The organism is Microbacterium sp. JC 701, assembly GCF_021026215.1.
Taxonomy (GTDB): domain Bacteria; phylum Actinomycetota; class Actinomycetes; order Actinomycetales; family Microbacteriaceae; genus Microbacterium; species Microbacterium algihabitans.
The window spans coordinates 1,133,722-1,153,799 of record NZ_JAJNCV010000001.1 but is presented as its reverse complement, the minus strand read 5'-3'; the positions used below and the strand labels follow the sequence as shown (position 1 = coordinate 1,153,799).

19 protein-coding genes are annotated in these 20,078 nt (G+C 71.0%); 4 read left to right on the top strand and 15 right to left on the bottom strand.

Annotated elements, in window-relative coordinates:
• Positions 1-6: 6 nt before the first annotated feature.
• The 4 genes from LPW41_RS05495 to LPW41_RS17025 are packed head-to-tail and all read right to left on the bottom strand — an operon-like array spanning position 7 to position 5,465.
• Entirely contained in the window at positions 7-921 is a 915-nt protein-coding gene (locus tag LPW41_RS05495) for a glycosyltransferase family 2 protein (protein ID WP_230704304.1), read from the bottom strand.
• On the bottom strand, positions 911-2,857 hold the full coding sequence (locus tag LPW41_RS05490; RefSeq protein ID WP_230704303.1) for a DUF6541 family protein: 1,947 nt from the start codon (positions 2,855-2,857) through the stop codon (positions 911-913). Before LPW41_RS05490 ends, LPW41_RS05495 begins: the two co-directional genes overlap by 11 nt.
• Positions 2,854-3,783, bottom strand: a complete 930-nt coding sequence (locus LPW41_RS05485; RefSeq protein WP_230704302.1) for a glycosyltransferase family 2 protein — start codon at positions 3,781-3,783, stop codon at positions 2,854-2,856. The genes LPW41_RS05490 and LPW41_RS05485 overlap by 4 nt, the downstream gene beginning before the upstream one ends.
• On the bottom strand, positions 3,777-5,465 hold the full coding sequence (locus LPW41_RS17025) for a glycosyltransferase (protein WP_144828914.1): 1,689 nt from the start codon (positions 5,463-5,465) through the stop codon (positions 3,777-3,779). The genes LPW41_RS05485 and LPW41_RS17025 overlap by 7 nt, the downstream gene beginning before the upstream one ends.
• Positions 5,466-5,625: 160 nt before the next feature.
• Between LPW41_RS17025 and LPW41_RS05475 the strand changes: the two genes are divergently transcribed.
• Together LPW41_RS05475 and LPW41_RS05470 are read left to right on the top strand one after the other, a co-directional pair.
• Entirely contained in the window at positions 5,626-6,492 is an 867-nt protein-coding gene (locus LPW41_RS05475; protein ID WP_144828917.1) for an ABC transporter permease, read from the top strand.
• A gap of 7 nt (positions 6,493-6,499) precedes the next feature.
• A complete protein-coding gene (locus LPW41_RS05470; protein ID WP_154096041.1) occupies positions 6,500-7,222 on the top strand; it encodes an ABC transporter ATP-binding protein in 723 nt (240 codons plus the stop codon).
• An 80-nt stretch (positions 7,223-7,302) separates the two neighbouring features.
• On the opposite strand, the gene LPW41_RS05465 is transcribed toward LPW41_RS05470, so the two are convergent.
• The 8 genes from LPW41_RS05465 to LPW41_RS05430 form a co-directional block, all read right to left on the bottom strand.
• Positions 7,303-8,406, bottom strand: a complete 1,104-nt coding sequence (locus tag LPW41_RS05465; protein WP_154096042.1) for a glycosyltransferase — start codon at positions 8,404-8,406, stop codon at positions 7,303-7,305.
• Positions 8,403-9,866: an LCP family protein gene (locus LPW41_RS05460; protein ID WP_230704301.1), complete on the bottom strand. Its 1,464-nt coding sequence runs from the start codon at positions 9,864-9,866 to the stop codon at positions 8,403-8,405. Before LPW41_RS05460 ends, LPW41_RS05465 begins: the two co-directional genes overlap by 4 nt.
• On the bottom strand, positions 9,863-10,330 hold the full coding sequence (gene purE / locus LPW41_RS05455; RefSeq protein WP_154096300.1) for a 5-(carboxyamino)imidazole ribonucleotide mutase: 468 nt from the start codon (positions 10,328-10,330) through the stop codon (positions 9,863-9,865). Before purE ends, LPW41_RS05460 begins: the two co-directional genes overlap by 4 nt.
• A gap of 94 nt (positions 10,331-10,424) precedes the next feature.
• Positions 10,425-11,558 (bottom strand): 5-(carboxyamino)imidazole ribonucleotide synthase, encoded by a 1,134-nt coding sequence (locus LPW41_RS05450; protein ID WP_154096043.1) that lies wholly within the window; start codon positions 11,556-11,558, stop codon positions 10,425-10,427.
• Between the two features lie 481 nt (positions 11,559-12,039).
• Positions 12,040-12,594, bottom strand: a complete 555-nt coding sequence (locus LPW41_RS05445; protein WP_144828930.1) for a PH domain-containing protein — start codon at positions 12,592-12,594, stop codon at positions 12,040-12,042.
• Positions 12,595-12,644: 50 nt separating this feature from the next.
• The gene (locus LPW41_RS05440) at positions 12,645-13,406 is read right to left on the bottom strand and encodes a hypothetical protein (protein WP_230704300.1); all 762 of its coding nucleotides are present in this window, start codon (positions 13,404-13,406) and stop codon (positions 12,645-12,647) included.
• Positions 13,403-13,954: an RNA polymerase sigma factor gene (locus LPW41_RS05435; RefSeq protein ID WP_154096045.1), complete on the bottom strand. Its 552-nt coding sequence runs from the start codon at positions 13,952-13,954 to the stop codon at positions 13,403-13,405. Before LPW41_RS05435 ends, LPW41_RS05440 begins: the two co-directional genes overlap by 4 nt.
• A gap of 50 nt (positions 13,955-14,004) precedes the next feature.
• On the bottom strand, positions 14,005-14,787 hold the full coding sequence (locus tag LPW41_RS05430) for a biotin--[acetyl-CoA-carboxylase] ligase (protein WP_144828940.1): 783 nt from the start codon (positions 14,785-14,787) through the stop codon (positions 14,005-14,007).
• A gap of 148 nt (positions 14,788-14,935) precedes the next feature.
• Between LPW41_RS05430 and LPW41_RS05425 the strand changes: the two genes are divergently transcribed.
• On the top strand, positions 14,936-16,552 hold the full coding sequence (locus LPW41_RS05425) for an acyl-CoA carboxylase subunit beta (protein WP_144828943.1): 1,617 nt from the start codon (positions 14,936-14,938) through the stop codon (positions 16,550-16,552).
• Positions 16,549-16,785, top strand: coding sequence for an acyl-CoA carboxylase epsilon subunit (locus tag LPW41_RS05420; protein WP_144828946.1), 237 nt, complete (start codon positions 16,549-16,551; stop codon positions 16,783-16,785). The genes LPW41_RS05425 and LPW41_RS05420 overlap by 4 nt, the downstream gene beginning before the upstream one ends.
• Positions 16,786-17,127: 342 nt before the next feature.
• Here LPW41_RS05420 and LPW41_RS05415 read toward each other — a convergent pair whose 3' ends face one another.
• From LPW41_RS05415 to LPW41_RS05405, 3 genes are read right to left on the bottom strand one after another with little or no spacing between them, the layout of a single operon-like run.
• On the bottom strand, positions 17,128-18,162 hold the full coding sequence (locus LPW41_RS05415; RefSeq protein ID WP_154096047.1) for a hypothetical protein: 1,035 nt from the start codon (positions 18,160-18,162) through the stop codon (positions 17,128-17,130).
• Positions 18,159-19,415, bottom strand: coding sequence for an ATP-binding protein (locus LPW41_RS05410; protein ID WP_230704299.1), 1,257 nt, complete (start codon positions 19,413-19,415; stop codon positions 18,159-18,161). Before LPW41_RS05410 ends, LPW41_RS05415 begins: the two co-directional genes overlap by 4 nt.
• Positions 19,408-20,076: a response regulator transcription factor gene (locus LPW41_RS05405; RefSeq protein WP_144828952.1), complete on the bottom strand. Its 669-nt coding sequence runs from the start codon at positions 20,074-20,076 to the stop codon at positions 19,408-19,410. The genes LPW41_RS05410 and LPW41_RS05405 overlap by 8 nt, the downstream gene beginning before the upstream one ends.
• Positions 20,077-20,078: the final 2 nt, after the last annotated feature.

Here is a 20,078-nt window from a genome sequence, read left to right as displayed (position 1 = left end):
CGCCGCTCAGAGCGCGAAGATGTGCGCGACGGTCGATTGTATCCCGGCACTCGTTCCGTGCCGGATGACCCCGGGCAGCTCGGCGAGGCCGTGCAGACGCGACATCACGCGCACGCGCGCCGTGTTCGCGGTGCGCGACCAGCCCTTCGCGGCGGCGAGCTCGCGGGCGGTGCGGTAGTACGCGCGCTCGTCGCGGAAGCGTCGACCGTCGAGCAGCGTCTTCTGCGACGCGCTGGCGCCGTGACGCCGGTACGAGAACACCAGCTTGGGGTTGTAGGCGAGCACTCCCCCGTCGAACGCGATGTCCATGAGCAGGGCGAGGTCCTGGATGATCGGCAGTCCCTCGCGGAAGTCGATGCGTCGCAGGGTCTCGGTGCGGAACGCGAGCGAGGGCCAGTACAGCCAGTCCCCGCGGATCAGGCTCGTCGCCATCGCCTCACCGCGCAGCACCGCGATCGCTCCGTCGCCTCGTCGGCGCGGCGCGAGCAGCCCCGTCTTGACGCGATCGACCAGCGGACGCACGACCGTGCCGTGCTCGTCGATCACCTGCGCGCCGGGCTGGATGACATCGGCATCCGGAACCGCCCGCACGGTCGAGCGGATCACCTCGAGGTAGGTCGGGTGCAGAAGGTCATCGCATCCGAGGATCACGAGGTGCTCCGACTCGGCCCGACGGATCGCCTCGCGGTAGTTCTCGGTGATGCCGAGGTTGTGCTCGTTGCGCACGTAGGTGACGCGGGGATCGACGATCGCGGCGAAGTGCGCGGGCACCGACTCATCGGGATAGCAGTCGTCGATGACGGTCAGCCGCCACGACGGATCCGTCTGCGCGAAGACCGACTCCACCGTGTCGAACAGCAGCTGCGGGTCGCCCCAGAAGGGCACGATGATGTCGATCGGCTCGACGGCGTCAGCGGCCACAGGCGGTCACCTCGTAGAGACGGGCGGTGCCGACGGAGTCGACCAACCGCAGGGACGGCGATTTCGCGGCGCCCGCGAAGCCGGGGAACGAATGGGTCGCACCGTGCACCTCGTGCGTACCGAAATCGAGCAGATAGTCGACGTCGGTGGCCTCCACCGCCGGGCACACGCTCGGGTCGTCGTCGGCGTCGACCAGGTCGTCGTTGACGACCTGCATGTCGGGCGAGACGTCCATGAGCAGGTGGGGCATGAGCACGCGCCGGTCGGCGAGGGCGTAGGCCAGCCCCGTTCCCGTCCACGGGTTGCCCGCGATCACGGCGTCTTCGGGCACCAGCTCGGGGAGCTTGTCGATGAGGGCGAGCTCGTCCGTCGACACCAAGGCCGAGTCGGGGGTGACGCGGTAGCCTCCCGACGCGCCCACGACCGCGTCGCGCACGGCCACGAGCTGGCTGGCACCGACCACGACCACCGCGACGGCGACCAGGGCGGCGACGGCGGCGCGCGGAGTCATCGAGGTGCGCTGCACCAGACGCGCCAGCACGGCGGCGACGACAGCGACGCCGTAGGCCGCGAGCGGGATCGCGATGAGCGGGATCAACGCGGCCAGACGCGGGGCGTTGTTGTACCAGGCCGCCGTCAGCAGATCGCGGAAGTTTCCCCAGGGGAACGCGGATGCCGCGATGTACAGCACCGCGAACACCACCAGCGTCACCAGGGCGTACACCTCGATCAGCCGGCGCGAGCGGACCGCGGCGATGACGCCGATCCACATCAGCACGGCGAGCACGATGGGCACGGCTCCGCCCGACAGGCCGAGCGTGGCGACCTCGCCCATGGCCTGACCGAGCGTCTCGGTGATGGGCCACCCGCGCGCCTCGAGCGGCGGGCGCAGGATGCGCCAGGCGACGAACGCGACGACGAGCCAGACCGCCGAGCCCGACAGCACGAGGATCGCCGCGCGTCGCGCGGGCCGGGTGCGCAGGTACGCGAAGACGGCGAAGAGCAGCGCGAGCGTGCCCGCGAACAGCCAGCCCACGAACGCGCCGGGGTGGAACAGCGCCAGGCCCGGCAGCGAGCCGACGAGGAAGAGAACGACGACACCGCGCGACGCGCCGTTCTCGGGCGCGCGCAGGCCGAGTGCCGACAGGGTCACGGCGAGAACCGCGGGGAGGGCGCACACCGCGAGGAAGAACGGGTACAGCACGCCGTAGTCGATCATCAGCAGCGGGAAGGCCGGAACCCCGGCCGCCAGCACGCCCGCGGCCGCCAGCACGACGGGGCGACGACCGAACAGGGCGGCCGAGAGCAGTACCACGCCGGCGGGCCAGACGAGGGCGGCGCCGGCGATCATCACCGCGTTGGAGGCGACGGGGATGGAGCAGCCGACGAGCTGCACGACGAGAGCGACGCTCGCGTGCCACCCGGCCGGGTAGAACGGCACGCCGCCCGAGGGGCTCGTCATCTGGCCCACGTGCAGCGGCGAGGCGTTCTGGGTGTCGAGGATGAAGCGCGTCGCGTTGAGGTGGAAGACGTTGTCGAAGCTCTGCGAGAAGTCGCTGGGAGCGCCGACGACGTACACGAGCTGCGCGGTGAGCAGCACCGCGCCCACGACGAGTCCGCCGATCGTCGCGACCGACGCCCACGGAACGGAGACGGCGGATGCCGAGCGCCCGGCGCGGAAGAAGAAGCCCACCACGGCCGCGATCGCGATCACCAGGACCGCCACGATCAGCACCGGCACGCTCGACCACGGCATGCCGATGAGCGGTGCCACCACGGAGGCCAGACCGGTGACGGTCAGCGACGCGGGGGCGGCGACCGCCCACGCGAGCAGTCCGACCAGACGCGCGGCGCGCGCGGCGGCGTAGCCCGGCACGATCAAGAGGGCGGCCGCCACCAGCAGGGCGGGGACGGCCGCGAACCACTCCCCGATCACGCGGCCGCTTCCTCCGCGAGCTCGCGCTGCGGGCGACGCTCGGGGTACTCGATCTTCGGGTTGAACCCGATGCCCGCGAACAGGCGGCCGAGGAGCTTGGCCCGCAGCGGCAGCGAGACGCGTCCGCGGTGCAGGCTGACGAACAGGCGCGCACCGAACTCGAGGAAGTAGAGCAGGCCGCGGTGGTGCAGCTGGTACGACGCCTCGTTGCGCACGCCGTACGCGAACTTCCACACGCTCTTGGCATCCACCATGCTGAAGTTCACACCGCGGTTCTCACCCATGTCGTGCACGACGACGCTGTCCATCACCTGCACGCCCGGGCACCGCCGCGTCAGGCGCAGGGTGTACTCGCGGTCGTCGAACCAGATGAAGTAGTCGCGGTACGGCAGGCCGTACTCGGCGATCGCCCAGCGCGGGATCAGCACGCTGACGAACGAGCAGGCCGTGACCATGACGTTGGACTGCCCCTTGACGAGCAGACGCGCCCAGTCCCACGTGGGGACGGGGTTGTTCATCTCGCAGATGTTGCCGTCGATGTACTCGACGACCGAGCACGCGAACGGAACGTCGCCGCCGAGCTCCGCCACCGACTGCTCGAACCCGCGAACGAGCGCCTCCAGCGCCTGCGGGCGGGGGTAGCAATCGTCGTCCATGATCCACACGTGGTCGGCACCCGAGGCGTACCCGTGCACCATGCCCTCGGCGAAGCCACCGGCGCCGCCGGAGTTCGTCGCCATCGTCACGACCTCGTAGGGCAGCGTCCACTCGCGCTCGAGTAAGTACGCCGCGGTGCCGTCGGTCGAGGCGTTGTCGATGATGAACACCTTCGCGGGTGCGTGCGTCTGCGCCTCGAGCGAGGCGAGCACCGTCTTCAGCTTCTCGAGTCGGTTGAACGTGACCACGACTGCGGCGACCGTCACCATGAGCCCACCTCCTGTGCGAACCAGCTGCTCGCCGTCTGGGCGGCCAGGAGCCGCTTCTCTGCTTCTCGTTCGTCTGTCCACAGCTGGCGGCGCGCGTCTTCGTCGGCGGCGAGCCAGCGCACCTTGTCGGCGAGACCCGCCACGGCGCGGTGGACGTTGCGCGGCACGAGGGCGCGCGCGGGGACCAGGTCGGACTGCGCGCCCACGTCGGTGGACACCACCGGCACACCGTGCGAGATCGCCTCGAGCGTGGTGAGGGTCAGTCCCTCGTTGTGGGAGGTGACCACGAGCAGGTCGCTCTCGGCGAGGGTGTCGTCGACGGGCACGCGCGAGGAGCGCCGCTCGATGCGGTCGACCAGTCCCTCGTTGCGGATGATGTCGTCGATCCAGGCCGACATGTCGCCGTCTCCGTGCAGGATGAAGCGCATCTCGGCAGCGGCGTCGCCGAGGCGGTTGACCATCTCGACGAAGACCTCGGGGGCCTTCTGCCGCGCCGTGCGTCCCACGAAGGCCACCGTGAAGGGAGTGCCGTCGCGGCGCGGGCGGAACTGCGCGTCGCGGGGGGCGACGGTGAGGCCGCCGAGGGGCGCCATGACGACCTTCGAGGCGGGCACGCCCTGCACCTGCGTCATCCACCGCTTCAGCGACGGGGAGATGACGTGGTGCGCGGTGATCACGCCGTCGACCATCACGCTCGAGACGGGGAAGCCGCCACCGCGGTACTCGATCACGTGCGTCGAGTCGACGATGGGGATGTCGGGGCGCGAGCGCCGGATCCAGTGCAGGCGGTCGTACAGCCACTGGTTGTGGTGCACCACGACGCCGCGGATGTCGAACGAGCGCAGCAGACCGCGCAGCAGCTGCTCGACGCCGGGCGTCTGCGAGCGGGCGATGTGCTCCGAGAAGGGGATGATGACGGCGCCGTCGAGCTCGGCGCGCGTGATCCACGGCTGGTGGGAGTCGCGGCCGCTGATCACGATGGGGAGGAAGCCCGCTTCGCGCACCAGTCGAATGGTCTCGAACGCCCAGCGCTCGGCGCCGCCGAGTTCGAACCAGTGGATGCCGATCAGGACGGCGGGGATGGCCCCCTCTTCGGCGGGCCCGACCGGCACGATCTCGCTCGTGGCGTGATGCCCCTTGCCGGTGAACTCCTTGTCGTACTGACGACGGGCCGCCGGCTTGGCGTAGCTGCGGCGATGGCGCAGCAGCTCGAGGTCGCGCGCCTCGTCGTAGAGCAGAGGAGTGCGGGCGCGCACCGCGCGCAGAACGCGACGCAGCGGATCGCGGGCGAGGTGGCGGGGCGGGTCGAAGTCGAGGGCGGCGTCGCTCGAGACGTAGAGGTGGCGCTGCGGCAGATCGATCATCGCGTCGGCGACGGCCTCGGCGCGGATGTGGCGGCGGTCTTCGGGCTCGACGGTGCTGCGGAAGCGCAGGCTGTAGAGGCGCTTGCGGAAGATGCGCGACAACCCGTCGAAGGTGGCGTCGTCGGTCGTGCGCGGCTCGAGCTCCCACGTGCCGTCGTAGACGTGCGCGTCGATCTCGCGACCCGGGGCGGTGAGAGCGTGGAAGTTCAGCGCTCCGACCAGCAGTCGACGCTCTCGCTCCGACAGCTCGGTGGGGACGTCCGCCTCCGCCGTCAACTGGAAGAGAGCCGGTTGGCCCAGGACGCTTTCGAGTTTCACAGCGGGGAGAGTTCTTTCTTCGTCGGGCGGGGGGCGACCCGGTGATCCTAGCAACCCACATGGGGGGCTCCCTGTGGGCGACCGGTTAGGATCGAGGGCGGCCCGTTCCGCGCCGGGGCTTCCCGCCGCCCCTCCCCCATCCACTGCCTCAAGGAGGGCAATGTCCCGCAGATCGCCCGAGCCCTCCGTGCTCACGCAACCGGGCGGAAGCGTCGGACTCCTCGACGTCTTCCGACGGCGGTACCTCCTGTCGCTGATCGTCCGCAAGGAGATCCAGATCCGCTACCGCGGGTCGGTCCTGGGCTGGCTGTGGTCGTACGTCAAGCCGCTCGTGCAGTTCGTCGTGTTCTTCCTGGCCATCGGCGTCTTCCTCGGCATGAACGGCCGCGTCGAGTTCTTCCCGATCTACCTGCTCGCCGGCAACACGATCATCACCTTCTTCAACGAGGCGTTCTCGAACGGCACCCGCTCGCTCATCGACAACGCCGCCCTGATCAAGAAGATCTACCTGCCGCGCGAGATGTTCCCGGTGTCGAGCATGCTCATCGCCGCGGTCAACACGCTGCCGCAGATCGTCGTGGTGCTCATCATCGCGATGATCTTCGGCTGGGCGCCCACTCTGCTGCACATCGGGGCCCTGCTGCTCGCCCTCGTGATCATCGCGCTGCTGGCGACCGGACTGGGGCTGCTGTTCGGAGCCATCAACGTCACCTTCCGCGACGCGCAGAGCTTCGTCGAGATCATCGTCATGTGCGCCGTGTGGGCCTCGCCTGTGATGTACCAGTGGGAGATGGTCGCCAACCAGGTTCCGCACTGGTTGTTCGTGCTCTACCGGCTGAACCCGCTCACCGTCGCCGTCGAACTGTTCCACTACGGCGTCTGGTACCCCCTCGACCCGCAGGGCGGACAGGTCCTCCCCGGCCTGCTCGCGTACTCGGGCGTCGCCGTCGTGGTCTCGCTGACCTTCCTGCTCGTGGGCCAGCTCGTCTTCCGCCGTCTGGAGGGTCGCTTTGCCCAGGACCTCTGATCACACCATGACCGAGCCGAGCGTCGTGGTCGACGAGGTGCACAAGGACTTCAAGCTGCGCCACACGCACAGCATCAAAGAGACCTTCCTCGCGGCCGTGCGCCGCAAGCCCCTCACCACCGACTTCCACGCGCTCGACGGCGTCTCGTTCTCGATCGCGCAGGGCGAGGCGGTGGCGTTGCTGGGCTTCAACGGCTCGGGCAAGTCGACCATGCTCAAGCTCATCTCGGGCGTGCTCAGCCCCGACAGCGGTGCGGTGCGCACCCGCGGGCGGGTCGCGGGTCTCATCGAGGTCGGCGCCGGCTTCCACCCCGACCTGTCGGGTCGCGAGAACATCTTCCTCAACGCCGCGATCCTGGGCATGACCAAGCGCGAGACCGAGGAGCGCTTCGACGACATCGTCGCGTTCAGCGAGATCGAGAAGTTCATCGACACCGAGGTCAAGCACTACTCCTCGGGCATGTTCCTGCGCCTGGCGTTCTCGGTGGCGATCCACACCGAGGTCGACGTGCTGCTGATCGACGAGATCCTGTCGGTCGGTGACGAGCCGTTCCAGCAGAAGTGCCTGGCCCGCATCCGTCAGCTGCACGACGCGGGCAAGACGCTCGTGGTGGTCAGCCACGACCTCGACATGGTGTCGAACCTGTGCGGTCGCGGCATCCTGCTGCGCGAGGGGAACGTGGCCTTCGACGGCGACAGCAAGCGCGCCGTCGAGCTCATGCGCCAGTAATCTCACCCGATCGCGCGGCGAGCGTCACGCGGAGACGGCACGCGTTTCACCCCGGTGGGGACTGATCCGGATGCCGTGACTCAGAGCTCGGCGTGCAGGGCCCATACGCGCTCGGCCAACGCCGGCCAGGCGAAGCCCTTCGCACGGTCGCCCGCGAGCACGCGCAGCCGGTCGGCGTCGTCGCCCAGGGCGCGCGCGAGGGCGGGGCCGAGTGCGTCGGAGGTGGCGAAGGCCGCGGCATCCGCCAGCACTTCCCGATGCACGGGGGTGTCGAGCGCGACGATGGGCACGCCCAGCGCGAGGGCGTCGACGGCCCGCCACGGCCAGTCGGTGCGGGAGCTCGCGGTGACGAAGGCTTTCGCGTGCGAGAGCACCGCGGCGCGGTCGAGAACGTCGAGCGAGCCCCGCGCATGCACGCGCGCTGCCGTGAGGCCGGCGGCGACGGCGAGATCGCTCACCGCGGCCTCCTCGCCCTCGGGCACGTCGAGGACCACGACGTCGAGGTCGGCGCCCGCCTCGGCGATCGCGGCGAAGACGGAGGAGAGATCGTCGGATGCCGCGGTGGCCCCGGCCGCGGCGATGAACGACGACGGCAGATCGAGGTGGCGCAAGCGCCCCACGGCGTCGGTCGGCACGCGCAGGCCGGCGGCGGGGGCTCCCCCCAGCACGCGCACCTTCTTCGCGAGCTTCGGCTTGGCCATCTCGGTGAGGCGCTCGGCCATCGCGTGCGTCGGGACGATCACGGCGTCGGCGTGCTTACCGATCCGCGAGAGCAGGGCGCGCGCGGCGAGGACCTCGGACTTCGGCAGCTCATCGGGCGTCTCCCACGCACGCAGCTCCCAGAGGGTCACGACGATCTGGTGCGTCTCGTTGACGCGGTCGTGGCGCACGAGCGGGGCGAGGGCCGTGGGCGAGTGGATGAGTCCCTTGCCGATCCCCGGCGCCACCCCGAGCTGCCACGACGCCGCGAGCTCGCGTCGACGCACGGCCAGACGGGTCTCGGAGCTGAGCCCGGCGATGGGCTGGTCGTCGCCGAGACCCGGTGCGGGCGTGATCGCGGCGACGTCGCAGCCGCGTGGGGCGGTGGCGACGAGCGCCTCGGTCAGCGACGCGGACGCCTCGGCGAGATCGCGCGAGGTCGGAGCGACGAGTTGATCGAGGACGACGCGGAGGGTGACGGTCACGGCGCGGGGCTCTCCGTTTCGGTCGGGGGGTGCAGCTTGTCGTGCACCATCTGCTGCACCTGGGCGTAGTCGGGGTCGAACTCGTCGACACCGCCCGCGGGGGTGAGCTCGAGCGTGCCGACCGGCTGGTCCTTCGCCTTGAGCGCGAGGTTGACGAGCGTGGGGGCGATGAGGCCCTGCGGCAGGTCGGTCTCGACGAGGCTGGTGGTGCTGTTCGCGACCTCTTGGAAGTGCGTCAGCACGTTCTGCGGGGTGAACTGCGAGAGGACCGCCTCCTGCAGCTCGCGCTGACGGCGCATGCGGTCGAAGTCGCTCGTGGTGTAACGCGAACGGGCGTACCACTGGGCCGTATCGCCGTCCATGTGCTGCGGGCCGGGTTCGATCCAGCCGAACGCCCAGTCGTCGACGGGCTGGCCGTCGTAGGCGGGTCCCCCCTTGGGCAGGCGCTCCTGCACGTTGATGTCGACCCCGCCGAGCGCGTCGATGACGTCGGCGAAGCTCTTCATGTCGATCAGGACGTAATAAGGAATCTGGATGCCGAGGATCCCCTCGGCCGCATCCTTCGTCGCCTCGATGCCCGGCTCGCTGCCCCGCTCCTTCGTGCCGGGGTACAGCTTGTTGCCGTCCTGGCAGATCTCGACCTCGGTGCGCAGCTGGTTGATGCCGCTGCCCCACCCGCACGTCGCGTTGGCGTAACCGGTGTGCCCGTTCGGGTACTCGTCCTGCATCGGCCCCGGCGCGAAGGGGAAGTGCGGCATGTCGCGCGGGATGCCGGTGATCGTCGTCGCCCCGGTGTCGGCGTTGATGGAGACGACCGAGATGCTGTCGAAGCGCATGGAGTCGCGGCCCTCGCCCGAGTCCGCGCCGAGCAGCAGGATGTTGTAGTACCCATCGGAGGGCGGGACCACCGCCGCCGACTGTGCGAACAGCTGGGAGAACGCGTCTCTCGTGGTGCCGGCCGCCTGCGCGGCCCAGGCGGCGCCCGAGCCCGACAGCACGAGCAGACCGACCGAGACGATCGTCATGGCGATGCGCGCGATCGGCCCGACCCGCACGAGCCGCACGAGCCGCAGGGTGTCGATGGTGAGAACGACCCACAGGGCCGCGTACGCGAGGAGCACGATCTGCACGATCGTCAGCGGAAGCGGACGGAACCACGACAGGAAATCGGGGATGAACGACCCGGTCGCGAGGGCGAACAGCACGCTCGGCGACAGCAGCGCGAACAGGCCGGTCAGCACGAGCACGGTCCACATCAGCAGCGTGGCACCGAGCCCGAATCGGCCGAGTCGGCGATTGCCTGCCACCACCTGCGCCGACCCGGGGAGAACGAAGTTCAGCACGACGAGCCACCATCCGCGGCGCGTCATGACCTCGGTCGAGGTGGCGTCGGGGTGTCGCAGCGGCTGTGCGTCGACGAGTCGCTCCTGCGCGCGCGGGCGCGGAGCCGCGAGGGTCACAGGGAGTCCTTCAGGCGGCGGTTCTTCTCCCCCACCTGCTGTTCGAGGTCGCGGGCGTAAGCCTCGACGCGGTCCGCGATGTCGGCGTCGGCACTGCCGAGGATCCGCGCCGCCAGCAGACCGGCGTTCTTCGCCCCGTTGATCGAGACGGTGGCGACCGGGATCCCCGCGGGCATCTGCACGATGCTCAGCAGCGAGTCGAGCCCGTCGAGGGTGGCCAGCTGTACGGGCACGCCGATCACGGGCACCGAGGTGACCGAGGCCAGCATGCCGGGCAGGTGCGCCGCTCCCCCGGCCCCGGCGATGATCGCGCGCAGTCCGCGGCCCCGGGCCTCGCGGCCGTAGCGCACGAGTTTGTCAGGAGTGCGGTGGGCCGAGACGACCTCGACCTCGTGGGGGATGCCGAACTCGGTCAGCACCTGACTGGCGGCGTCCATGACGCGCCAATCGGAGTCGGAGCCCATGACGACGCCGACCACGGGCGTCTCGGAGGAATGCAGCGGCCGGGTCACCGGTCCAGGCTAGGCGCGCCCGCTGAAAGATCGCGGAGCGGCGCGCTCAGTCGAAGAACGCGGCCGCCGCTCGACCCTCGTAGACGACGTCGTCGAGGTCGTCGCCGACGACGTTGACGTGGCCGACCTTGCGGCCCGGGCGCGGGTCCTTGCCGTAGGTGTGGATCTTGGCGGAGGGGTGCGCAGCCATGGCACCGGCGAACCGCTCGTCGAGGGTGCCCTCGGCCGGGCCGCCCAGCACGTTGATCATGACGGTCCACGGGGCCACGGCATCCGTCGCCCCCAGGGGGAGGTCGAGCACCGCACGCAGGTGCTGCTCGAACTGGCTCGTGACGGCGCCGTCCTGGGTCCAGTGACCGCTGTTGTGCGGCCGCATGGCCAGTTCGTTGATGAGGATGCGCTCGTCAGTGGTCTCGAACAGCTCGACGGCGAGCATGCCCGTCACCCCCAGCCCCTCGGCGACCGCGACGCCGATCTCGGCCGCCACGCGCTGCACGCGGGCGTCCGCTCGGGGCGCCGGAGCGACGACCTCGGCGCACACGCCCCCGCGCTGCACGGTCTCGACCACGGGGTACGCGCGCACCTCGCCGGACGGGCGACGCGCGACCTGCTGCGCGAGCTCGCGTGTGAAGTCGACGAGTTCTTCGACCAGGAGCGAGCCGCCGCCTGCGTCTTCGGCGAGAGCGGCGAACCAGTCGTCGGCCTCGGTCGCGGCCGAGACGACGCGGACGCCCTTGCCGTCGTACCCGCCGCGCGGGGTTTTCACGACCGCACGACCGCCGTGGGCGTCGAGGAAGTCCTGCAGATCGGATGCCGAGGACACGGCGGCCCAGTCGGGTTGGGGCAGGCCGAGCTCGGCCATCTTGGCGCGCATGACGAGCTTGTCCTGCGCGACGCCCAGCGGCGCCGGACCGGGGTGCACGGCGACGCCGGCGGCGACGAGCGCGGCGAGCACGTCCTGCGGCACATGCTCGTGGTCGAAGGTGATGACGTCGACGTCACGGGCGAAGGCGAGCACCGTCTCGGCGTCGCGGTAGTCGCCGACGGCCGTCGCGGCCAGCGCCGCCGACATGCCCTCGGTCTCCGCGAGCACGCGGATCTCGACACCCAGCTCGACGGCGGGCGCGATCATCATCCGCGCCAGCTGTCCGCCACCGACCACTCCGACTCGCAGCGCCATGCCGCTCCTTCCGTCAATTCCCATTCTGACGGGCCGCGCGCGGCGATGCGACCCGGCCCCGGCGCCCTCAGGTCCCTGAGCCCAGCCCAGGTCCCTGAGCCTGTCGAAGGGACCGCGACCCGCGCACCCCCGCGACCGTCAGGTCCCTGAGCCTGTCGAAGGGACCGCAACCCGCAGACCGCGACGCCCCGGCGCCCAGGTCCCTGAGCCTGTCGAAGGGACCGCGACCCGCAGACCGCGACGCCCCGGCGCCACCGAGGTCCCTGAGCCTGTCGAAGGGACCGCGACCCGCGCACCCCCGCGACCCGTCAGGTCCCTGAGCCCGTCGAAGGGACCGCAACCCGCGCACCCCCGCGACCCGTCAGGTCCCTGAGCCTGTCGAAGGGACCGCAACCCGCAGACCGCGACGCCCCGGCGCCACCCAGGTCCCTGAGCCTGTCGAAGGGACCGCAACCCGCAGACCGCAACGCCCCGGCGCGCCTCAGGTGTCGATCGAGCCCGAACCGAACGTCTGCGAGTCGCGGTGCGCGAGGATCTGGTTCACCTCGACCTGGTCGACGAGCGTCTCGTGCACGAGCACGGCGTTCGGCACGTTCTTCATCCGGAGCGGCGGTTCGACGCCGTTCGACAGGCTGAGGGTGCCGGCTCCCCACAGGCGCTGGAGGATGCCGCGCCGCATCTGGATCGCGTAGCCGCGCACGTGCGAGATCTCGCGCTGGCTCGTTCCGAACAGTCCCGAACGCTCGATCACCCGCCGCGTGGTGATGGTCCACGTGTGCGAGAGCCAGACGAGGTAGGGCACCACCACGAGCAGCAGCACGAGAGCACCCGCCGCGGTCAGCAGCATCCAGTTCTCATAGGGTTCGGGCAGGTTGTCGTAGAAGTAGGCGGTGGCCCCCGCGACGCCGATCAGCACGAGGGCCGAGAGCGACAGGCGCCGCGCGTGCGAGCGCAGGCGCGCGATGCGCAGTTCAGGCGCGGCGACCCCCGGCGCCGGCGTACGCGGGCGTCCGATCGAGCTCGACGGCTGAGTCACGCTCTCATTGTGCGTGGTCGAGCCTGTGCGATCCCGATGCCACGCGGACCTCACCCGCAGTACTCACCGGGCAGCGTTCGCGAGACCGCCAGCTGCACCACCACTCCGTCGCGGGTGCGCATCGTCACCAGTCCGTCCCGGGCGATGAGCCGGCCCTCGTCGGTGACGGTGTACTGCGCGTCGGGGTAGGCCGCGCGCACCTCGGCTTCGGTCGCCCCGATGCCGATGCCGCGATCGGTGCGCGGCCCCACCGTGAAGTCGGGAGCGTCGTTGTCGTAGCGGTCCCACGAGACGACGCCGACGGTGTCGGGATCGCCCTCGTAATCGCGCACGAGCCACAGCGAGCCGTTCTCGGCGATCCAGGCGGGGTCTCCGTCGGGTCGGCACGTCGCGGCGTCGGGGAAGCCCGCCACCGCGTCGAGGATGCCCTCGCCCAGCTTCACCGGTCCGATGCCCTCGTCGGTGACCCGCCACTGCGCGGGATCGGCGGGGTCGGCGGTCGCGGTCGGCGGGACGGTGGTGGCCGGTGGCGTGGTGGCCGGTGGCGTGGACGCAGGAGTCGTCGGAGCGGAAGTCGGCGTCGGCGTCGGGCTGGCGACGACGGTGGGCGTCGCCGCCACCGTGCCCCCGGAGAGCGCTCCGCTCGCGAAGACCGACGTGCCCACGACGGCCGCGACCAGCACGGCCGCCGCGCCGCCCGCGAGGGCGAGGGTGCGGCGACGCCGGCGGTGCTCGAGGTTGTCGATGCCGGCGTCGATGGCGTCCGAGAGCGACGCGCGCTCGCGAGGGGTGAGGTGGTCGTCGTTCGTCATCGCACTGCTCCTTCGGCGGAGAGGGGGTGGAGGCCGTCCGCGGCGACGCGCAGGCGCGCCTTCGCCCGCGAGAGGCGGGATTTGACGGTGCCCGGCGCGACGCCGAGCGCCGCGGCGATCTCGGCCTCGGTGTAGCCCTGCATCACCGAGAGCACGAGCACCTGCTGATCGCGCACCGGCATGGTCGCCAGCACGCCGAGGATGCCCGACTCGTCGCGCGCAGCGATCTCCGCGTGACGCGGATCGTGATCGATCCGGCTGAGCGCGAGGCGGTGGCGGCGACCCGACCGCTCGAGGTTGCGCACCGTGTTCGTCACGGTGTTCAACAGCCAGGGCAGGGGCGAACCGTCGACGAGGCGCACGGTGCGCCGCTTGCGCCACAGTTCGAGGAACGCGATCGCCACGGCGTCCTTCGCGTCCTCGCGCACGCTCAGCAGCCGCACCGCGTGGCGGAACAGGCGTTGCTCGTGCCGGTCGAACAGCGCCCGGAAGGCGGCGCGATCGCCGTCCCGCGCACGCGGCCACAGGAGGAGGTCGGGATCGTTCATACCCGGGGATGTCCGCAGGGGCGCGGATGGTTCCCGATCGATCGAAGGCGTCAGCGCACGTGCACGACGTCGCCGGCCGAGACGATGGTCTCGATGGTTCCGGATGCCACGACCAGGCGTCCGTCGGGATCGATGCGCACCGCGGTGCCGGCCAGGGTCGTCCCGTCGGGCATCGCCACCGCGACCTCGCGCCCCACCGTGACGCACAGCTTCTCGATCTCGCGGTTGACGCGGTCGATGTCGTCGTGGGTCAGGCGCGCGAGCGTCTTCGACAGGTCGTCGAGGTAGTCGGCGAGGAGCTGGTCGTCGTCGCACTCGGCACCGATCGCGGCGAACGAGGTCGCCGTGGTCACGGGCAGATCGGCGCGGGTCATGCGCGTGTTCACTCCCGCGCCCACCACGACCATGTCGGGGTCGCCGGGCACGACCTCGGCGAGGATGCCGCAGATCTTGCCGCCGTCCACGAGCACGTCGTTCGGCCACTTCAGCTCGGCGGTGCCGCCGTGACCGGTCAGCTGGTGGCCGATCGCGCGCGTCATCGCAGCTCCCGCCGCCAGGGGGATCCAGCCTCGCAATGCGGGCGGGACCATCGTCGCGTCGACGACCACCGACACGGCGAGCGCCGTTCCGGCGGGGGCCGTCCACGACCGGTCGAGGCGGCCGCGGCCGGCGCGCTGGTCGTCGGTGACGAGCAGCGACAGGTGCGGCCACCCCTCGGGGTCGGCGGCGACGGCGGCGACGACGTCGGCGTTCGTGGAGTCGGTGGTCTCGACGACCTGGAGGCGGGGGCTGTGGGCGGCGGCGAGCGGGTATCCGGCTGCGGGGATCGGCATGACCACACCCTAGGCAACCGGCCCGGTGCGCGGCATCCGGTTGCGCCGACGGCATCGGCCTCTTCGTGTCGCGATGGCCGGATGCCACAGCGCCTCGCCGGTTCGCTTGTGCGCACCCTCCAACGTGCGCGCCGACGCTGTCGCTAGGGTGGAAAGCGTGACCGACCAGCCCGATCTCTTCACCACCGCCGGCAAGATCGCCGACCTGCGCAGCAGGTTCCAGGAGGCGGTCGTCGACGCCGAAGCCGCCGCCCGCGACAAGCAGCACGCGAAGGGCAAGCTCACCGCCCGCGAGCGGCTCGAGATGCTGGTCGATCCCGGCTCCTTCGTCGAGCTCGACGAGTACGTGCGCCACCGCACCACCGCGTTCGGCATGGACAAGTCGCGCCCCTACGGCGACTCGGTCGTCACCGGCACCGGCACGATCCACGGCCGCACCGTCGCGGTGTACGCGCAGGACTTCTCGACCTTCGGCGGCTCGCTCGGCGAGGTCGCCGGCGACAAGATCATCAAGGTGATGGAGCTGGCGCTGCGCAGCGGCATCCCGATCATCGGCATCCTCGACTCCGGCGGAGCCCGCATCCAGGAGGGCGTCGTCGCCCTCGGCAAGTACGGCGAGATCTTCCGCCTGAACACCGCGGCATCCGGAGTCATCCCCCAGATCTCCATCATCATGGGACCCGCCGCCGGTGGAGCGGTGTACTCCCCCGCCCTCACCGACTTCGTCATCATGGTCGACAAGACCAGCCAGATGTTCGTCACCGGCCCCGACGTCATCAAGACCGTCACCGGCGAGGACGTCGGCATGGAGGAGCTCGGCGGAGCCCACACCCACAACACCCGCTCGGGCGTGGCGCACTACCTCGCCGACGACGAAGACGACGCGATCGACTACGCGCGCGGCCTCATCGGCTATCTGCCCGACAACAACCTCGCCGAGATCCCGGTGTACGAGACGCCGTTCGAGTTCGAGACGACGGATGCCGATCGCTCGCTGAACACCGTCATCCCCGACTCGCCGAACCAGCCGTACGACATCCACACCGTGATCGACGGCATCGTGGACCCTTCGACAGGCTCAGGGACCGGAGAATTTCTGGAGGTGCAGCCGCTGTTCGCACCCAACATCGTGATCGGCTTCGGCCGCATCGAGGGCCGCACGGTCGGCATCATCGCCAACCAGCCCTCGCAGATGGCCGGAACCCTCAACATCGACGCGGGCGAGAAGGCCAGCCGCTTCGTGCGCTTCTGCGACGCGTTCTCGGTGCCGATCGTCACCCTCGTCGACGTTCCCGGCTACCTCCCCGGCACAGACCAGGAGTGGACCGGCGTCATCCGCCGCGGCGCGAAGCTGCTGTACGCCTACGCCGAGGCCACCGTGCCGCTGGTGACCGTGATCCTGCGCAAGGCCTACGGCGGCGCCTACATCGTCATGGGCTCCAAGCAGCTGGGCGCCGACATCAACCTCGCGTGGCCCACCGCCGAGATCGCCGTCATGGGCGGACAGGGCGCGGTCAACATCCTCTACCGCGGCGAGATCAAGCGCGCAGAAGAGGCCGGCGAAGACGTCGCGGCCGTGCGCACGCGCCTGGCGAACGAGTACACCTACAACGTGGCGTCGCCGTTCCTGGCGGCCGAGCGCGGTGAGCTCGACGGGATCATCGAGCCAGCGCAGACGCGCGTCTCGATCGCCAAGGCTCTGCGGGCGCTGCGCAACAAGCGCGCGAGCCTGCCCGCCAAGAAGCACGGGAACATCCCGCTGTGACCGACGCCGCATCCGCCGCCGACCTGCCGCCCGCCGTGGCGGAGGTCGTGCGCGGAACCCCGACCGAAGAGGAGCTGGCCGCGGCGATCGTCGTGGTCAGCGAGGCGTACCTGCGCGAGGTGGCGGATGCCACGGCGCCCGACGACGCGCCCCGCTCGCGGTGGGAGCTCTCGGCGCGCGGTCTGCGTGCACCGCTGAACCGCGCCGCGGGGTGGCACGGTTTCACGGGCTGACCGCTCGGACGGGAAGTGTCCCCCGAAATACCTACAGACGCCGCGTTGACCGTCGCGAATACTGGAGGAGCTGGAACGCATCACGCGTTCGGCCGGACCGCTCCTTCGAGCCGGATTCGGCCGTGCGGACGGTTTTCGGGTAACCGTTCGCCCGGGTGAGGGGTCGGCGCATCGCCGCCCCTCACCCCATCCTCTCCCCCGCTGCGTCGACGGCCTCCCCCCGGGTCTGCTCCGTGGGCTGGGCGCGCTGCCGGAAACCCCCGTCGCGCGGGCGCGGGCACCTCGGCATCCGGAAACGTCCGCTGACGGAGTCGGCGCTCGTGCCTCGCCGTCGGTGCGGGGTCAGCGCGGGCGGCGGATCTCGTGCCAGAGGTCGACGTGGTCGTCGTCGCCGCCGGCCTGGTCGGCGTTGGAGCGTCCGACCACCGTGACGGCGATCTCGTGGTGCGGCGAGGTGCGGATAATGACGCGGTCGGACACCGCCTCGCGCAGCACCCCGGCCAACTCGGCGCGGATCGCATCGAGATCGACCGAGGGGATCCCCTCGAGCCCGCCCTCGTCGAAGAGGTTGACGATCGCTCCGCGGCGCCGCGCGGCGTCGATCTCCGAGCGCACGACGTCGTCGAGGAGGCGATTGCCGCGCAGCTCGTCGCGCAGGCTCGCCTCGGCGCGACGCGCGGCCTCCTTGTCGGCGGAACGGAGGTTGCCGCCGTTCTCGATCGTGCGCGCGAGGATCGGCCCCGCCGCCTGCAGCGCCCGCTGCACGTGGATGCGGCGCTCGCGCTGGCGGCCGCTCTGCGAGGCTTGCCACGCGGATGCCGCCTGCTGCAGCTCGGCGAGATGCTCGGCGTCGCGCGCCGCCCGGTCGAGGGCGATCATGACCAGCTGCGCCGCCGACACCCAGACGATCGACCCCACGAGACCGAGGCTCAGCGCCTCGAGAGGTCCGAGCCACAGCGAGGTCGACACCGCGAGGATCGCCATGCCGGTCCACGCGACCACGGGGCGGCGACGCACCATGACGATGGTCATGAGCGCGCCGATCCCCCCGATCACCCAGGTGACGAACGGCTGGGCGCGTCCTTCGGCCGTGACGGCGAGGAACGGCGCGTTCGAGACGAGGACCGCCACGATGAGGGCGAGGGCGACGCCCCACCCGGGGAGCCGCGCGGGAGTGTTCGACGAGTCGTCGGCGCGCGGGTCGCGTGCACCGATCGCGAAGATCCACAGCCAGGTCACCGGCAGGTAGAGGAACAGGGCGCCCACCAGCAGCCATCCGCGCACCACGGTGTCGGGCGAGGTCCAGATGAGGCCGCGAGCGGCGAGGTAGGCCGTGAACGCGAGCCCGATGACGGAGAGGATGGAGCGGACGGTCACCAGCGGTCACCGCTCTCCCACTCGAGGGTGACGGTGGTGCCCCCGGCGTGGGAGTCGATCTCGCTGCGCCCACCGACCGCGGCGAGGCGGGCGTCGATCGAGCCGCGGATGCCGAGACGATCGGCCGGGATCGCCGCGACGTCGAAACCGGGTCCGGTGTCGCGGACGCGCACCGCCACTCCGCCCGGGGTCGTGGAGCCGGTCAACAACACGGTGAGCCCCTGCGCGTCGGCGTGCTGCACGGCGTTCGCGACGGCCTGCAGCGCGGCCAGCACCAGGGCGCGGGCGACGCGGCCGGGCACGCGCGGGGTGCCCTCCTCGACGGCGCGGGCGACGGTCAGCTCGACGCCCAGCTCGCGGGCAGCCGCCTCGATGTCGTCGGCCAACCGCAGCGCGGCGACGGGCTCGTCGCTGCCCTCGAGGGGGTCCTTCTCGGCGTTGGCGAGGCGGGTCAGCGCCTCGCGCGCCATGCTCACCGCGAGCGTGCGTTCGCGGGGGGTCGAAGCGCGCTCCGCGGCCAGCAGTGCACCCAGCACGCTGTCGTGCATGAGGGCGGCGACCGCCACGCGCTCGTGCTCGGTGGCAGCCGTGGCCGCCGCCGACGCGTAGCTCGACACCGCGGAGGCGCGGGCCTGGTCCACGTTGGCGGCGATCGAGCGGTACATCCAGCCCAGCGTCAGCAGCACGCTGCCGAGGATGAGGGCGAAGGTCACATCGAGCGCGATCGGCAGGATGAACTCGCTGCGCCCGCCCGCCTGCACGAGACGCACCACGCCGAACAGCAGAGGGGCCGCCACCGTCCAGGTGATCTGCAGCGAGATCGGGAAGGCCACCACCGTGGCCACCGTCGCGACGTTGATGAGGTAGAAGATCCAGGGATTCTCGGTGGGCGCGGGCGGCGGTCCACCCGCCGTCGCGATCGGCCACAGGGCGAGGGCGAGCACGAAGACCACGGCGAAGATGCCCGAGAACACGCGCGCGAAACGCCCGATCGTGCACGCGACGATCATGGCGAGCAGCGGCAGGAACACCGCCAGCACCAGCGGCACGTGCCACCCCTCGGCCTCGTCTCCGGGGCCGAAGGCCGCGGCGAAGGCCTGGGCGCCGAGCACGAGCGAACCCGGGCCGACGATGAGGGTGATGACGCGTTCGATGCGCGTCTGCGTGAACGATCCCTGCTCCGCCTGCCCCTCTCGGGTGTGGGGGATGCGCCCCCACGCGTCGTCGAGCACGGATCGATCGGTTTCAGCCATGGGTGGGAGCGTCATCGGGCGCGTCATGCAGGATGCCGTCTTCCATGGCCCGACGCAGGAGGTCGACCTTGGTGGGGGCCGGGCGCCCCACCTCGACGTATTTCACACGGACGCGGGTGATGTTCTCTTTGGCCGTCGAGTAGGCCACGCCCAGCCGGTCGGCGACCGCCTTGAGCGGAAGGCCCGCGGCGTACAGCCGCAGCACCTCGCGCTCGCGCGTCGACAGTTGCGCATCGGCGAAGGCGCGGTCGCCCTCGACGGCGCTGGCCCACTCGACGTTGTCGAGCAGCTCGCCACGGGCGACGGTGCGGATGGCGCCGAGCACCTCGTGGGTGGGAGAGGACTTGCTGACGATGCCGGCGGCGCCGGCGGCGAGCGCTTCGCGTACCGCGGCGGCGCGGTCGGCAACGCTGTGGATGATGACGCTCGAGCCGTCGCGTACGACGCGGTCGACGTTCTCCGACACCGTGGTGCCGTCGCCGAGCGTGAGATCGAGCACCACGACGTCGGCCGGAGTGGTGACGGTGGCGCGGCGCCAGTCGAGGTACGCGGCGACGTTGGCGCCCGAGAAGACCACCTCGGTCGCTTCGGTGCGCGCGAGGGCGGCCTCCAGCCCGAGCCGGACCGACTCGTGGTCATCGATGAGGGCGACGCGCGTCATCC

Coding starts and splice junctions, on each gene's coding strand:
- purE (WP_154096300.1), bottom strand. CDS start 10,330: ATGGGCTCCGACTCCGATTGGCGCGTCATGGACGCCGCCAGTCAGGTG.
- LPW41_RS05470 (WP_154096041.1), top strand. CDS start 6,500: ATGACCGAGCCGAGCGTCGTGGTCGACGAGGTGCACAAGGACTTCAAG.
- LPW41_RS05435 (WP_154096045.1), bottom strand. CDS start 13,954: ATGAACGATCCCGACCTCCTCCTGTGGCCGCGTGCGCGGGACGGCGAT.
- LPW41_RS05405 (WP_144828952.1), bottom strand. CDS start 20,076: ATGACGCGCGTCGCCCTCATCGATGACCACGAGTCGGTCCGGCTCGGG.
- LPW41_RS05440 (WP_230704300.1), bottom strand. CDS start 13,406: ATGACGAACGACGACCACCTCACCCCTCGCGAGCGCGCGTCGCTCTCG.
- LPW41_RS05485 (WP_230704302.1), bottom strand. CDS start 3,783: ATGGTGACGGTCGCCGCAGTCGTGGTCACGTTCAACCGACTCGAGAAG.
- LPW41_RS05430 (WP_144828940.1), bottom strand. CDS start 14,787: ATGCCGATCCCCGCAGCCGGATACCCGCTCGCCGCCGCCCACAGCCCC.
- LPW41_RS05475 (WP_144828917.1), top strand. CDS start 5,626: ATGTCCCGCAGATCGCCCGAGCCCTCCGTGCTCACGCAACCGGGCGGA.
- LPW41_RS05410 (WP_230704299.1), bottom strand. CDS start 19,415: ATGGCTGAAACCGATCGATCCGTGCTCGACGACGCGTGGGGGCGCATC.
- LPW41_RS05450 (WP_154096043.1), bottom strand. CDS start 11,558: ATGGCGCTGCGAGTCGGAGTGGTCGGTGGCGGACAGCTGGCGCGGATG.